Genomic DNA, 13,341 nt, shown 5'->3' on the forward strand with positions numbered 1-13,341 from the left:
GGGAGGAAGGCGTTACCACTGTTTCTTGGCAATCCAATCGACGACGATCCTAGAGATTCTGGAGCCGTAGCGGACGGCGGTCTCAACGACGAAGTCGGTCAAGAATTCCTTGGCGTAATCAAAGCCCGCGCCGATCTTCTCCGCCAGGTAGTCCAGGATGCCGGTTTCGGAGGCGGCAATGGTCTCATCGGAGACGTTCTCCTCCTTGGCCTCGCGAACCAGGGAGGCCTTCTTGTCATTGGGGAGAACCTCGACGATGGTGCTCACCAACAGATCCAGGTTGTAGTTTTCCTCGGCGGACACCGCCACCAGCTGGGTGCCTGCCAGATCAAATTCCCGGGCGATGTGCTGTTTCTTGATTTCCAGGTTGTGCTTTTGACGCCCACTGGGTTGGCGGCGTTGCACGTCCCACTCGCGGCACGGTTCAATCTTGTCCGCCTGGGTAATCACGAAAACCACCGGGCATTTGGCCTCATGGGGTCGGATGGCGGTGCGGTAGGCCTGCACGGCGGAGGCGTAGGCGCGGTCGTCGGCCTTGATGGCCCAGAGGATCAGGTCGAGTTCAGGGGCCAGGTGCTGATAGAGCTCGATGTACTCCTTATCCCGCTCCAGGTTCTCCCCCACACCGGGTACGTCCACCAGGATCAGGCCGCCGCCTTCGTCGTCGGTGACCAGCACCTCCTGGGGGTTGCGGGTGCAGGCGGCCACATCGCTGACCTCGGCGATCTCGCGGCCGAACAGGGCATTGCAGAGGCTGGATTTGCCGACTCCGGTAGTGCCGAATACACCGATCTTGGGTGTATAGGTGCGAATACGTTTTATCTCCCGCTGAATGAAGTCGCGGATTTCCTTTTTGTGGCTGATGTCCTGCGGGTCGGGCAGTGCGTCCTCGGCGTCGCCCGGCAGATCGGCCGCGTTATTCTCGTCCATCGTTCAAAATCCTTGTCTTAAGGTAGAAAGTCCCGATTGGCGGGGTGTAGCGGCCGAACCCCCTTGCATTGCGCAAGGGGGCGGCCAGGGGGTTAACGGAAATTCAAGGTGTAGCGGCTACTGAAGGTCTCACCGGTCCCGTCCACCTCGAAGGCGAAGTCGAGCTGCACCGAGGCGTTGACGTTCTCCACCAGCAAGCTGAAGGTCCGCGTCTCGCCGGCTTCGACGGTGTCGTCGCTGACCAGACCGGAGAAGCGCGGGTTGAGGCCCGGTGGCAGGGTGCCGCTGAGGCGGGTGACCCGGACGTTGCGCAGGGTGTAGCTGCGGCCCTTGGCTTCCAGGCGGAAGCGGGCCAGTTCAACGGTCCCGCACGAACCGCTGCAGGTACGGTTGAGGCTGCTACCGCTGCTGTAGGGCAGGCCCACGTTGTACCAGCGCGGCGGGTCGAAGGCGCTGCCTTCGTCGTACTGCTCCATGGCCAGGTCGGGCTGCAGGGCGGTGATGCGGACCGTGTCCTCCTGGCTGGTCTTCTCGCCGTCGTTGACGGTCAGCTTGATGACGTAGTCCCCGGCCTGGTCCGGCGTGAGAGACGGCCGCACCGTGGTCGCGTCCACCAGTGTCACGGCACTGCCGATGGGCAGGCTGCTCGTCGACCAGGCGTAGCTCAGCGCATCGCCTTCCGGGTCGTAGGAACCGCTACCATCCAGTTCCACACGGTTGCCGGTGTAGACGGTCTGATTCGGTCCGGCATCGGCCACCGGCGCGTTGTTGACGGTCTCGGCGACGACCTGAACGCGGTCGCCCGCGCTGTCCAGCTCGCCATCGTTAACCACCAGCTCCAGCACATAGGTGCCGTCCAGGTCCGGTGTGAACGACGGCGATGCCGTGCTCGCATCCACCAACGCCGTGGTGCTGCCGTCGGGCCGGGACACGAACCGCCATTGGTAGGTCAGGGCATCGCCGTTGGCGTCGGAGCTGGCGGAGCCGTCCAGCGTCACCAGCGTGCCGGTTAGGGCGTTCACATCGCGGCCGGCGTCGGCCACCGGCGCGGCATTGGCCTCGGCGGCCACCACCGTCACACGGTCCTCGATGCTGTCCAGCTCGCCATCGCCGACGATCAAGCCCACCACATAGGTGCCCGGCAGGTCGGCGGTGAAGTTGGGGGCCGGGGCGACCTCATCGGACAGCATCGCCGCGCTGCCATCGGGCGTGGAAATGAAGCGCCAGCGATAAGACAGAGAATCGCCATCCGGGTCGCTGCTGCCGCTGCCATCCAGCAGCACGATATCGCCCTCCACCACCGACTGGTCCGGACCCGCATCGGCCACCGGTTTGACGTTGGCCCGGGTCACGGTGACCGTCACCGTGGCCGGCGCGCTGTCGAGCTCGCCGTCGTTGACCACCAGCTCAAGCACAAAAGTGCCGGGCAAATCGGCGACGAATTCCGGCGTTACCCCGTTGGCGCGCGTCAGGGTCGCGCCGCTGCCGGCGGGCCGGCTGACGAACCGCCACTGGAAGGACAGCTCATCGTCGTTGGCGTCGGAACTGGCGGACCCGTCGAGACGCACGGTGGCGCCCTCGATCACCTCCTGATCGGCGCCGGCATCGGCCATCGGCGCGGCGTTACGCTCGGTGGCGGTGACCGTCACCCGGGACGATTCGCTGGTCGCCTCTCCATCGCTCACCACCAGGCTGATGACATAGCTGCCCGGCAGGTCCGCATGAAACGTCGGCGCGACCGTCTCCTCGCCCTGCAAGGCGGCCTGGCTGGCGTCCGGCACGGAAACGAACCGCCACTGGTAGGTCAGCGAGTCGCCGTCGGCGTCGGCGCTTGCCGCCCCGTCCAAGGTGACACTGTCACCGGCCACCACGGCCTGATCGTTGCCCGCGTCCGCCACCGGCACGGCGTTGGCCGCCGCCACGGTCACCACCACATTGTCCGGCGCGCTGTCTTCGCTGCCATCGTTGACGATCAGCTCGATCACATAATCACCGGCCTGGTCCGCCTCGAAGCTGGGGCGCGCGGTGTCGGCACCGGTGAGCGCGGCGGCGCTGTCGGCCGGGCGGGAGACGAAGCGCCATTGATAGGACAGCTCGTCGTTATCCGCGTCGGTGCTGGCGGCGCCGTCCAGGGTTACCGTACTGCCCGCCATCGCGTTCTGGTCCGCGCCAGCATTGGCTATGGGCGTGCTGTTGGCGGTGGTGGCCGTGATCACCACCTCGTCGGCATCGCTCTCGATCAAACCGTCACTGACCACCAGGGCGAGGCGGTATTCGCCGTCCAGATCCGGGGTAAAGGAGGGCTCAACGCTCGCCGCGTCTTGCAGCTCGGCGCTACTTCCCACCGGCGTGGCCACGAAAGACCACTGGTAGCTCAAAGGGTCGCCATCGGCATCGCTGCTGGACCGGCCATCCAGACGGACAAGGTCGCCGGTAGCGACATTCTGGCCCGGGCCGGCATTGGCCATCGGAGCGCTGTTCTGAATGGAGGCCGTGACCTCGACGGAGGCCGGCTCGCTGTTCAGCTCACCGTCGCTCACCACCAGGGTGGCCACATAGCGCCCGGTCGCATCCGCCTGAAAGCGGGGCTTGGTGCTGGTGATATCGGACAGATTGGCGGTGCTGCCATCGGGCAGCGTTGCCAGCTCCCACTGGTAGGTAAGGGGATCACCGTCGGCGTCGCGGCTGCCGCTGCCATCCAGAATTACGGTATCGCCCACCTTAACGTTCTGGGCGGGGCCGACCTGGGCCACCGGGGCAGTGTTGCCGGCGCCGGGTCCGCCGGAATCCACGGCCGGCGAGTCCGAGCCGCCTCCACCGCCACAACCACTCAAGATAAGGCCGGCGAGCACGCCGTAACCGATCCTTCGAATCATTGTTCTTACTCCATTTTGTATTGGGTCTGGGTGCTCCGTCGTGGCCTGGGCCAATCATCCCCAGCGCACCGCTCCTGCTGGCGGAGCGGGCCGGACCTCGAAGCAATGGGTGATGCTCTGGACTGAGCGATGGTTCACATTCCCCGTACCCGAAAGTATGGTTTAGGTGAACATGTGTGGTCAAGATAGACCATACGACAGAGGTAAAGCATTGCCGTAGCTTGGGAGGGCAGATCATCATCGAGGCCCCCCAATGGCAGGTTTTCACGAGCGTTTGAAAGCGGCCCGGCAAGCGCTGGGCATGACCCAGGAAGCCCTGGCCGAAGAGCTGAACGTGACCAAGGCGTCGGTATCCGCCTGGGAGAACGACCGAGAGAAGCCAGGCTTCCGGCTGCTCGCCAAAATCCGCGATGTTCTGGGCGTATCCCTGGACGATCTGGTGTGCGGCGCCGAGACGGAAGAGGCGCCGGCGAACGACCCCCAGCGGGTGGCCCGTAACGACGACGAAGCCGCCTTGCTAAGGGCCTATCGCAAATTGCCTGCCAAGCGCCGCCAAGCACTGCTGAATCTTCTGGGGTGAGAAGAGGGGGCGGCCAACGCCGACCGTGTGAAACGGCCGGTAAAAGGCCTACTGCGGAGGAACAACCGGCGCCGGGCCGTCATCGTCCTGGAAAAAGTCGTCCAGCAAATCCTGAATCACCAGATCGGCTTCTTCTTCGGAAGGCAGTTGTCCGCCGTTCAGGATCAGGTGATAGCCCAGCAACTCCCCGAACGCCGAGACCACCTCATACTCAAAAACGCCTTCCGGCCGCGACTGTCGTGGCCAGCGCTGGCGGCTCAGCGCCCAGATGCGATCCAGATATCGGCTGCTCCGCACAATCAGCTCGATGCGATCGGCCTTCCAGAGCGCCAGGACGTGCTCCCGCCGTTGGGGGTTACGTGCCGAGGTCAGCAGACCCTCGAACAGAAAGGCGCCCCACACCGGCGCAACGGTGAGGGGCAGCTCCTTGCTCTCCAGATCCCGAGCCCGCCCAGCCTGGCGGTAGGGGGTGAAATCATCAGGGGGCATCTTCTTCTCCTTCCAATGCGATTCCCGGTGGCGCTTGGTGCCACCGGGAGTCCTTCTTGTCCATTCGGGTCAGGCCACCAACAGCGAGGCCTGCTCCAAGGCTTTTTGTTTTAGGGCGGCACCCTGGCCGAACCAGGCGGAATCCAGACGGTGGCCGGCGGTGCGCGCCCGGCGCTGGTGGTCCACGAACTCGGTGACCGCATTGAGCAGTCCATAAGCGGTGCCCTGAGCCGACGCGAGCCCGGCGCCGCGACCGCTGCCTTGATAAAGAGCCTGTACCGACGCCATGGCCCTTTCATTGGCCCGAGTGCGCGATGAATCGTGCGCCCCCTGGAAGACCCGATGCAGAAACGCCTTCATCTCCGCATCCTTCAGCCGGCGCTCGCTCAACCCTTTTAAGCGGTACATAAAGTCGTCCCAACAGGAAACGGACAGCCCCAACCGGCTTTTCACCGCCTCCGCATCAAAGATGGAGCGATGGGATACCTTTACCGCCTCCACCGCGCCATTCAGCGCCACCGCCAAGGTGTTATTGCAGACCACCCGCACGCTGGTGAATTGCGCGGTGGTGGCCATGGTGCCGTCACAGGCGGTGGCCAGCAGCACGTAGGCGTCCGTGCAGTCGTTCCCTCTGAGCAGACCGCTTTGCCCGGTCCGGGCCAGCGCCCAGATCTTGCGGCCGCCCTTGAGCACGCCGGCGGTCTCCAACTCAAAACCGGACACCTCGGTGAGATCCCGGTAGAACTCCAGGATCTGCCGTGGCTGAACGACACGATAACGCCGGCTTACGACAGATAGTGGCGCACGGGTGTCGGAACGGTACAAAACCTTATGATCGTCGAAGCTCAACAACTCACCAGGCTGATTCGGGGCCCCAGAAACGAAGCGTACCGGGCTCTCCTCGATGGCCCAGTCCAGGCCGGCCTGTTGCAGCCAGACCTCCAGGGGTTGCTGGCGGGCCAGGCGGTTACCCAGGCCGTGCCACGGCGTGCGGCAGACATAGGCCATTTGCTCCACGAGATGGCTCATGGTCGTTCTCCTTGTAAACGGCATAAAAGCACCCGCGCCAGGCAGGCGGGGCGATGGAAGGACGAGAAAATGGAGGAAAAGGAATGCGGGCCAGTCAGACCCAGCCGCGCCGGGAAAGGCTCTCCCAGCCGGATTGAGATACGATCAAATGATCCAGTACCCGTACGTCGATCAGCTTCAGCGCCTTTACCAGCAGATCGGTGACTTCCCGATCCGCACGAGACGGCTCGCTATGACCGGAGGGATGGTTGTGGGCCAGGATCACTGACGCGGCGTTATATTCAAGCGCCTTCTGCACCACGACCCGGGGATGAACGGTAGTGCCATCGACCGTACCGAAGAACAGACGCTCGAAGCTCAAAACCTGATGCTTGTTGTTCAGGAACAGCACCGCGAAGTGCTCATTCTTTTCATTGGCTAAGGCCATCTGCAGGAATCGGGCGGCATCCTCCGGATTGGTTAAGGCATCGCCGCGCACCAGGCTCTCCTGAAGGATGGCGGCGGCGGTTCGCACAATGGCCTCAGGCGTAATGGGCCCAAAGGCCTGGTAAAAGCCCTTTTCGCTTTTCACGAAGGTGGTCTCGCAGTCGCACATGGGGATCTCCAGAAACAAAAAAGCCCGCATAAGCGGGCTGGTGGGATAAGAGGGAAGGGGGCTTTACTCCGGTTCGACGCTGAACCGGTAGCCGCACTCCAGGCATTCGAGAGTGTTCAGTACGGTGTCGTCCATCAGGTCACCAACGGCCGCGTCGGTGGTGTTCAAGGAACCGGTCGGACCGGCAACGTAGGCAAGTGATAGTCAATGTGCCTCCAGGGGTAGATGAATTGAGGATAAGCACGAAGGACCCGGCTATCGGGCCGGTGATATGTATCTGAAGATTTATTGAGTAATGTTTCGTTTATTGCGCTTCAGAGATGCAGCTGTCGCCGCAGCCGCGCCAGCGCGCGTGCCAACCCGGTTGTCTGCTCGCGCTCCAAATCCGGCGACTGGCAGACTGGGCACGCTGAGAAAAAATCCCCGGGCATCAAGGCGTCGGACTTCGGTGCCAGCGTCTTGCGCCAACCGCAGTCCGAACAGCGGTAGGTATAAGGCTCAGGGGGCCACATTGCCGTCCGCCTGTTGCTTTGGCTTGCGCTCCGCTTCGGCGCAAGCGACTTTCTTCTTTAAATCCTGAAACTCGGTGTACCAGTCGTACCCCTTGCGGCAGACGACCAGAAGGCCGATGGCAGCGAGGATGTTTTGGAGCATAGACTTCTCCTTTTTCGGGGTTATTCGGTGCTATCGGGCGAGTCTAGATAACGGAGGCGACAAATTGTGTCGGAGATTTGCACACCGCCGAAATGACCACTAAAAAAGAGTTGGAGTCTGTAGCAATAAAGCTAGAGCTCGATAAAATAAAGTAATGGCTATCTGTCTGGATTGGTGGCGGGGAGGGCGAGCCCGGCGGTGAGAAACCACCGCCGCGATCCGATTTTTCGTATCAATTTCGAGATGATGCTTGCCAAGCCTCAAAGTCAGCGAGGTCTTGTTTAACAAGTTTTAGGCAGGCGGCAATCACAAATGCATCATCAACCAAACCCAAAATGGGTATGAAATCAGGTATTAAATCGATAGGGCTAAAAACGTAAAGCAGGGCAGCAACGATGGCGGCAATGGTGAGCCATGGTATTTCTCTGTATTCTCCGCTCCAATATGCCTTTAGCAAGGAAAACATCGTTTTCACTGCATCAATATATTCCTTTAAGGGGCCTTCCCCTCTGACTTTTTTCTCGATTTCATCTTCTCTATTGAGAACTTTTCTAATGTCATCTTCCGTGACTTTTTTTGTCTTTTCTCTGAGCTCTTTTTCAGCATCCTCAGGTTTTATATTCTTGGGCATGTTGTTTTCCTTTTTTTAGGTTGGTCTGCCGTTGGGGTGGTAAGGTTTTGGTTTTTTAGGAGGCTGTCGGTCCGCTGATGTACCGGTTCCACGCCTGAAGAAGTTGCCATGGCAGTCTGCCGATTCAATCTCAGGGATAAGTTTTTTGTATTTTATCTGACTTGTAATTAAAATGAGAAATCTAATGGGAATTTGATTTTTTTTCCCAAATCAGTTGATAAGTTTGTGCCGTCTCTTCCAGTGCCTCTTTAATCTGTGCCACCCAATCCCCTGGTTCCAGAACCCGGATCTGACTATTCAGCCCGAGTATCCACCATAAAGTTTCCTGATCTTTGCCGACGGTGGCGGTGAGACGGTGCCAACCGTTGTCTTCATCGCCGATGGTTTGGTCTTCGCTGAGAGGTGTTTCCTGAAGTAACCAGGCCAATTGCGGGCGGATATCCGCGACAAGCGTGGTCTGTTCAGGCTCGCCGGTTTGCCAGCCGAAGGCGCCGCTGTCGATGTATGCGTCCAAGTCGAAGTCGTCGGCAATGGCGGATGGGTCGTCCAGCACCTTGGCTTGCTTAATACGATGCAGGGCGAATCGGCGCAGGTCCTCGTATCCAGCGACGTTGGCGATCAGGTAGGTAATGCTGTGGCGATTAACCAGGCCGGCCGGATTCAGCGTCATCTCGCTGACTTTGGACTGGCTGCGGCTCAGGTATGTGATCGAGAGCTGTTTTTGCTGTGCCACGGCCGTCGATACGTGTTCCCAGACTTGCGGTTCCAGTGGCGCCGGTAGCAGGGCTTTGCCATTGGGAAGACTGCGCACACGCCTCGTCCAATGCTGCAGCGGATGCTGGTGCAAGCCGTCCAAATAGCGCCGTGCGGTTTGGAACCGAGGGCCCAGGTAATCCACGACGTTTTGCGGCAACAGCCTGTCCAGATGCTGTTCGACCAAATAATAGGCGAGGGCCCCCGGTGGGCTCTGCGCCAGATCCGGATGGTCGAGGTCCGTGTTCGCGGTCTTGTACCAACGATAGGGAAGCCGATCATCGTGGCAGCCGATAGGAAAATGCCGTGCGAGTTTCTTGAGATCGCGTTGCACCGAGCGGGGACTAATCTGGAAACCGCGATCCTTGAGCTTTTCTTCCAGAGTGCGAGTGCTGATTCCCACGTCATTTCGGGGAATCAACGCATAGAGCACCAGCATCCGCGCCAGCGTTTCAGATGAAGGGGTGTCCATGTTCTACGGGTATCCTTTTTGTTTCTTTTAATGTCCTGGTGAGACCCGGGTCACACTTATACCCGGTCCGCTGGAGAAAAACCAGCACACAGGAGCCGCGCTCTCTTGCGTTTTCGCCGCGCAAAGATTGCAAAAAAGATTCTGCCGGTATTCTGCGACGGATAATGTCGCAGTTAGGGTAAGAAAAGAGAATGCAATCCGATCAGCCGGGCATTACGCTCCATTGGCGTACTTCTTCTGGATTCAGGACCACTACCTGCTGCGCTTCCGGGGATCGCTGGTTTGTCGGGGTATCCACGCGCAATTGCTGCAGCAAATAACTCACCAGCGCCCCACGAGTCTTAAGACGTAACTCGCCACTCTGCATGCCATAATCCCGCGCGATCAGGGCTTGCTGCGCTGAAGTCAGGCGAGGATCGGGCCCCAGGCGCACAATGACTCGGGCCTGCCAGGCGTCGTCGTCCTCCGCTCGCTGGGTGGCGGCGGTGACCAATTCGGGCTGGTCGCCGATGCGGCTGAGCACGAAATCCCGAAAATCCCCGTTCTTCTCGCACCAGGCCCGCACATGCCAGCGGTAACCGGTATGAACCACGGTGTGCGGCTGGATCACCCGGTACTCCGGTTCCGGGTTGGCCAATGAGGCGTACTCAATCTCCACCCGCTTGCGCTCCCGGCAGGCTTGCAGCACCGGCTGAAGTACCTCGGGGCGCAGATCCCGGGCCGGCGGCAGCAGCACCTCGGTGTTCAGCTCACGCACCGTCAGCGCCTCGAACGAGCTGGCCAGGTCCTCCCGGGCGTGCATCATCTGCAGGTACTCGTCCGCCACGCCCCGGGTAAACACCGGCCGGAAACCCGGCGTGGGCCGATACCCCTTGAGGAAGCGGTCGTACACCAGATTTTCCGGCCCGTAATCCGAAAGGTAGGTGTTGATGTCTTTGCTGGCTTGCTGCCGCCCAATACCGAAGGCGCGCATCAGGTGATTGGTGGTGAGGCGGCCTTCCCATAAAGCGATGACTTCGATCAGCCGATAGCGCAATAACAGATCCCAACGTACCGGCCAGTCCCCGGCGCTCTTGCGGCTAACATGGGCCATGAGGCTCTCCTGCCTGAAAAGTGGACATGTTCATGTAGTCAGTATAGTCATGTCTTTGGTGAAGGCATAGAGTGCGAGCTGTCACGGATCGACCACTGGGGCAGGGATGCCATTCTGGCCTCGAGGCCGGTGAGGTACGTTGCGACAGGTAATGTCGTGGGAACGCAGCAAGATGGCCAGCGGACAAGGCCAGCAAAAATAGGGAAAGAGCAATGAGAGACTATAACGCCATCCGGGAGCCGGTGGTTCGATGGGCCAGTGAACATTACCAGATCATCCAAAACACGGGGTCGTCGCTAAGCGACGAGGGCCTGGCCCTGGCGAGAAGGGTTGGGGTGCTTGAGCCGGAGCGGATCAGGGTGCTGCTGGTCGATGAGATTCCGATCCACAACGACCCGCTTATTGCCGGCCTGGCCAAAAGCGCGGGCATGCTGGATGGGACGATAGAAGGGATCACATTCGGGCACTCGATTTACATTGCCCGGGGACGCGAATCGGCACGCCTGTATTCCCACGAGTTTCGCCACGTTCATCAATACGAAAAATACGGATCAATCCCGGCTTTTATGGACGAGTACCTGCCTCAGGTGTTGGTGCTGGGCTACAGTGACGCGCCTTTGGAACGGGATGCCCAGGCGTTCGAAGTTGAAAGGGTGTGAACGCGTACCATGCTGGTTCCACGATTCTCGTCTCCATGAGAATCTGAGCGGCATTCTCCTTTCGGAAAACACGCCGGCTGTCTTTTACCGATCCTCACGGGTATGCCATAGACGCAGGATATAAACCGTGCCGTTGGCGATCTCGTAGCGCATTTCGTAATGGCCGATGAGGAGGCGTCGCACCACCCTGGGCTGGAACCCGTCGAGGCGCTCGCCGAGGCGAGGATTCGCCAACAGGGCTGCCGGCGCCTCGGTCAGTTGCTGAACGGTTTGGGCCGCCGCGAGCGGATTGACCGCCGCCAGAAACTCATAAAGCCTGACCACGTCGGACAGGGCTTTGCTGGTCCACTTCAGTTCCATCAGCGCGGTACGGGCAGGGGGGAATCCGTGCTCAGGCTCTCGGCCCACTCGCGGACCGCCTGATGGTCGATCACATGGCCAGCGTCCACATTGGCCAGGGCTTCGCGCGTCAGCCGGTCGCGCTCTTCTTCCTGGTCAAGCCAGTCGGCCAGGGCTTGCCTGACGATCCAGTTTTTGGATCGTTCCAGGCGCGTGGCGATCTCATCGATCCGGTCGGCCAGTTCCACGGGCACGTGAGCCGTCACCGAGCGTGTATTGGCAGTCGTTGACATGAGGGGCACCTCCAATCGTGGATAAGCAAACTGATTTTCTATTAATCGATATTAATCATCAGGGTCCCTGTTGTCCATGAACCCGCCAAATGCGGACGCCCGGACTCTCCTGCCTGAAAAGGTGACATGTTCATGTAGTCAGTATGGTCATGTCTATAGTGAGGGCATAGAGTGGAAGGTGTCACGGACCGGCACTTGGGGCACGGACGTCCATCCCCGATAAAGAAGGCGAGTTATGTACGACATCATCGGCGACATTCATGGCCATGCCGGGCCGCTCAAGCAGCTTCTGGACCGGCTCGGCTATCGGGAGACAAACGGCGTCTGGCGTCATTCCCACCGCAAGGCCCTGTTCCTAGGCGATTACATCGACCGTGGACCGGAGCAAGTGGAGGTGGTGCGGGTGGTGCGCGCCATGGTCGATGCCGGCGCGGCCCTGGCAATCATGGGCAATCATGAGTTCAACGCCGTGGCCTGGGCCACGCCGCACCCGTCGCATTCAGGAGAGCATCTTCGGCCCCATACTGCCAAAAACCGGCACCAGCACCACGCGTTCCTGGAGCAGGTGGGGGAGGGCTCGCCGCTCCACCAGGAAGTGATCGATTGGTGCCGGACCCTGCCTCTGTACCTGGACCTGCCGGAACTGCGTGCCGTGCACGCCTGTTGGCACCCGGTGCACATAACGACGCTCTCCCGGGAACTGGACGATCGACAGCGCGTGCCCGTCGACGCCTGGGGGCGCGCCGCCACCGAAGGCAACGCCCTGTTCGACGCGGTGGAAACGACCCTCAAGGGGCAGGAAATCGAACTGCCGGACGGCGCCGGCTTCCACGACAAGGACGGCCACCATCGTCGGCATGTTCGCACCCGCTGGTGGCAATCCACACCGGCGACTTACCGGAGCGTGGCGCTGATCCCGGACAGCGCCCGCGCCACCGTCCCCGACCAGCCCCTGCCAGATGGCCTCTTGCCTGGCTACGAGGGCGACAAGCCGGTTTTTGTTGGCCACTACTGGCTCAGCGGCACGCCCGCGCCGCTTACTGGACACGTCGCCTGCCTGGATTACAGTATTGCCGCCCGTCATGGCGGGCGTCTGGCCGCCTACCGCTGGGATGGCCGGCATCCCCTACATGAAGACGCCTTTGAATGGGTAGCCCATGACTGAATCATCGCGACTGGCCAGTCTGGCCCGGCCTCGAGAGTGTGATAAGGTTCACGGTATAAGACCGGGAAGAGCCGGCTAGGGATGGGGGACATGGAGAGAACGTTCGAAGGGTTGAAGGCGCGTCAACGCGCCGAGCGGGATGGCTACCCGGACAATCTGAGCCTGCGCGTGCATCGCGCGCTCAGCTGGCTCGACCGCGCCGAACGGGACGATGACCCGGACAGCCGCTTCATCTTCCTGTGGATCGCCTTCAACGCCGCCTACGCCACGGAAATCGACGACCGCGTTCACCTCAACGAACAAGCCACCTTCAACGCCTTCCTGGAAAAGCTCTGCGAGCTGGATGGCGAAAAGCGCCTCGACGAGCTGGTGTGGACCGCCTACCCGAACGCCATCCGCGTGCTGCTGGACAACCCCTATGTGTTCTCCTGTTTCTGGGACCACCAGAAAGGTGTCCTGACCGAAGCCCAGTGGAAGCGCAGCTTTGATGGCGCGAAGAAGGCGGCACACACCGCTCTGGCTCGGCAGAAGACCCCAGCCGTGCTCTCCATCGTCTTCAGCCGCATCTATACCTTGCGCAATCAGATCATCCACGGTGGCGCCACCTGGAACGGCCGCGTTAACCGCGACCAGATCCGCGACTGCGTGGCGATTCTGGCGGACCTGGTGCCGGTGGTGATTGAAATCATGATGGATAATCCCCGTACGCTCTGGGGAGCGGCGAGTTATCCGGTGGTTTTACACAAAGGATGATGGACATGGGTTGCCCTAAGTCGAAGTGCC

At 60.9% G+C, this 13,341-nt stretch carries 15 protein-coding genes; 4 read left to right on the forward strand and 11 right to left on the reverse strand.

The genetic code is table 11. The annotated features are described in order from the left end of the window. Positions 1–12 precede the first annotated feature (12 nt). Both IM760_RS07910 and IM760_RS07915 read right to left on the reverse strand, forming a co-directional pair. Positions 13–930, reverse strand: a complete 918-nt coding sequence (locus tag IM760_RS07910; protein WP_204428136.1) for a GTPase family protein — start codon at positions 928–930, stop codon at positions 13–15. A 92-nt stretch (positions 931–1,022) separates the two neighbouring features. Next, complete coding sequence (locus tag IM760_RS07915; RefSeq protein ID WP_239549694.1) at positions 1,023–3,806, reverse strand: PKD domain-containing protein; 2,784 nt, start codon at positions 3,804–3,806, stop codon at positions 1,023–1,025. Positions 3,807–4,059: 253 nt separating this feature from the next. Between IM760_RS07915 and IM760_RS07920 the strand changes: the two genes are divergently transcribed. Beyond that, positions 4,060–4,386 carry a helix-turn-helix domain-containing protein gene (locus tag IM760_RS07920; RefSeq protein ID WP_204428139.1) on the forward strand — a complete coding sequence of 109 codons (327 nt, stop codon included), beginning with the start codon at positions 4,060–4,062 and terminating at the stop codon, positions 4,384–4,386. A gap of 48 nt (positions 4,387–4,434) precedes the next feature. On the opposite strand, the gene IM760_RS07925 is transcribed toward IM760_RS07920, so the two are convergent. The 7 genes from IM760_RS07925 to IM760_RS07955 all read right to left on the reverse strand — a co-directional run bounded on the left by IM760_RS07925 (position 4,435) and on the right by IM760_RS07955 (position 10,102). Further along, a complete protein-coding gene (locus tag IM760_RS07925; RefSeq protein ID WP_204428140.1) occupies positions 4,435–4,875 on the reverse strand; it encodes a hypothetical protein in 441 nt (146 codons plus the stop codon). 69 nt (positions 4,876–4,944) lie between these two features. After that, positions 4,945–5,904, reverse strand: coding sequence for a DUF932 domain-containing protein (locus IM760_RS07930; RefSeq protein WP_204428141.1), 960 nt, complete (start codon positions 5,902–5,904; stop codon positions 4,945–4,947). A 94-nt stretch (positions 5,905–5,998) separates the two neighbouring features. Next, positions 5,999–6,499, reverse strand: a complete 501-nt coding sequence (locus IM760_RS07935) for a JAB domain-containing protein (RefSeq protein WP_204428142.1) — start codon at positions 6,497–6,499, stop codon at positions 5,999–6,001. 498 nt (positions 6,500–6,997) lie between these two features. Further along, on the reverse strand, positions 6,998–7,153 hold the full coding sequence (locus tag IM760_RS07940) for a hypothetical protein (RefSeq protein WP_204428143.1): 156 nt from the start codon (positions 7,151–7,153) through the stop codon (positions 6,998–7,000). 232 nt (positions 7,154–7,385) lie between these two features. Then, positions 7,386–7,784 carry a YkvA family protein gene (locus IM760_RS07945; RefSeq protein WP_204428144.1) on the reverse strand — a complete coding sequence of 133 codons (399 nt, stop codon included), beginning with the start codon at positions 7,782–7,784 and terminating at the stop codon, positions 7,386–7,388. 181 nt (positions 7,785–7,965) lie between these two features. Next, on the reverse strand, positions 7,966–9,009 hold the full coding sequence (locus IM760_RS07950; RefSeq protein WP_204428146.1) for a helix-turn-helix transcriptional regulator: 1,044 nt from the start codon (positions 9,007–9,009) through the stop codon (positions 7,966–7,968). Positions 9,010–9,211: 202 nt separating this feature from the next. Then, positions 9,212–10,102: a helix-turn-helix transcriptional regulator gene (locus IM760_RS07955; RefSeq protein WP_204428148.1), complete on the reverse strand. Its 891-nt coding sequence runs from the start codon at positions 10,100–10,102 to the stop codon at positions 9,212–9,214. A 212-nt stretch (positions 10,103–10,314) separates the two neighbouring features. Here IM760_RS07955 and IM760_RS07960 point away from each other — a divergent pair, with 212 nt between their 5' ends. Next, positions 10,315–10,761: a hypothetical protein gene (locus IM760_RS07960; RefSeq protein WP_204428150.1), complete on the forward strand. Its 447-nt coding sequence runs from the start codon at positions 10,315–10,317 to the stop codon at positions 10,759–10,761. Positions 10,762–10,845: 84 nt separating this feature from the next. On the opposite strand, the gene IM760_RS07965 is transcribed toward IM760_RS07960, so the two are convergent. Continuing rightward, on the reverse strand, positions 10,846–11,121 hold the full coding sequence (locus tag IM760_RS07965) for a type II toxin-antitoxin system RelE/ParE family toxin (RefSeq protein ID WP_204428152.1): 276 nt from the start codon (positions 11,119–11,121) through the stop codon (positions 10,846–10,848). After that, positions 11,121–11,393, reverse strand: a complete 273-nt coding sequence (locus IM760_RS07970) for a CopG family ribbon-helix-helix protein (protein ID WP_204428154.1) — start codon at positions 11,391–11,393, stop codon at positions 11,121–11,123. The genes IM760_RS07965 and IM760_RS07970 overlap by 1 nt, the downstream gene beginning before the upstream one ends. Positions 11,394–11,628: 235 nt before the next feature. Here IM760_RS07970 and IM760_RS07975 point away from each other — a divergent pair, with 235 nt between their 5' ends. Further along, entirely contained in the window at positions 11,629–12,558 is a 930-nt protein-coding gene (locus IM760_RS07975) for a metallophosphoesterase (protein ID WP_204428156.1), read from the forward strand. Between the two features lie 90 nt (positions 12,559–12,648). Continuing rightward, entirely contained in the window at positions 12,649–13,311 is a 663-nt protein-coding gene (locus tag IM760_RS07980; RefSeq protein ID WP_204428158.1) for a HEPN domain-containing protein, read from the forward strand. The last annotated feature ends 30 nt before the right edge of the window (positions 13,312–13,341 follow it).

The sequence above is a fragment of the Alloalcanivorax marinus genome, assembly GCF_016906305.1.
Taxonomy (GTDB): domain Bacteria; phylum Pseudomonadota; class Gammaproteobacteria; order Pseudomonadales; family Alcanivoracaceae; genus Alloalcanivorax; species Alloalcanivorax marinus.

Excerpts from the sequence above, each read along its gene's own strand:
- IM760_RS07935 (WP_204428142.1), bottom strand. The coding sequence starts at position 6,499 with ATGTGCGACTGCGAGACCACCTTCGTGAAAAGCGAAAAGGGCTTTTAC.
- IM760_RS07975 (WP_204428156.1), top strand. The coding sequence starts at position 11,629 with ATGTACGACATCATCGGCGACATTCATGGCCATGCCGGGCCGCTCAAG.
- IM760_RS07955 (WP_204428148.1), bottom strand. The coding sequence starts at position 10,102 with ATGGCCCATGTTAGCCGCAAGAGCGCCGGGGACTGGCCGGTACGTTGG.
- IM760_RS07910 (WP_204428136.1), bottom strand. The coding sequence starts at position 930 with ATGGACGAGAATAACGCGGCCGATCTGCCGGGCGACGCCGAGGACGCA.
- IM760_RS07940 (WP_204428143.1), bottom strand. The coding sequence starts at position 7,153 with ATGCTCCAAAACATCCTCGCTGCCATCGGCCTTCTGGTCGTCTGCCGC.
- IM760_RS07980 (WP_204428158.1), top strand. The coding sequence starts at position 12,649 with ATGGAGAGAACGTTCGAAGGGTTGAAGGCGCGTCAACGCGCCGAGCGG.
- IM760_RS07915 (WP_239549694.1), bottom strand. The coding sequence starts at position 3,806 with ATGATTCGAAGGATCGGTTACGGCGTGCTCGCCGGCCTTATCTTGAGT.
- IM760_RS07950 (WP_204428146.1), bottom strand. The coding sequence starts at position 9,009 with ATGGACACCCCTTCATCTGAAACGCTGGCGCGGATGCTGGTGCTCTAT.
- IM760_RS07930 (WP_204428141.1), bottom strand. The coding sequence starts at position 5,904 with ATGAGCCATCTCGTGGAGCAAATGGCCTATGTCTGCCGCACGCCGTGG.
- IM760_RS07925 (WP_204428140.1), bottom strand. The coding sequence starts at position 4,875 with ATGCCCCCTGATGATTTCACCCCCTACCGCCAGGCTGGGCGGGCTCGG.
- IM760_RS07965 (WP_204428152.1), bottom strand. The coding sequence starts at position 11,121 with ATGGAACTGAAGTGGACCAGCAAAGCCCTGTCCGACGTGGTCAGGCTT.
- IM760_RS07960 (WP_204428150.1), top strand. The coding sequence starts at position 10,315 with ATGAGAGACTATAACGCCATCCGGGAGCCGGTGGTTCGATGGGCCAGT.
- IM760_RS07945 (WP_204428144.1), bottom strand. The coding sequence starts at position 7,784 with ATGCCCAAGAATATAAAACCTGAGGATGCTGAAAAAGAGCTCAGAGAA.
- IM760_RS07970 (WP_204428154.1), bottom strand. The coding sequence starts at position 11,393 with ATGTCAACGACTGCCAATACACGCTCGGTGACGGCTCACGTGCCCGTG.
- IM760_RS07920 (WP_204428139.1), top strand. The coding sequence starts at position 4,060 with ATGGCAGGTTTTCACGAGCGTTTGAAAGCGGCCCGGCAAGCGCTGGGC.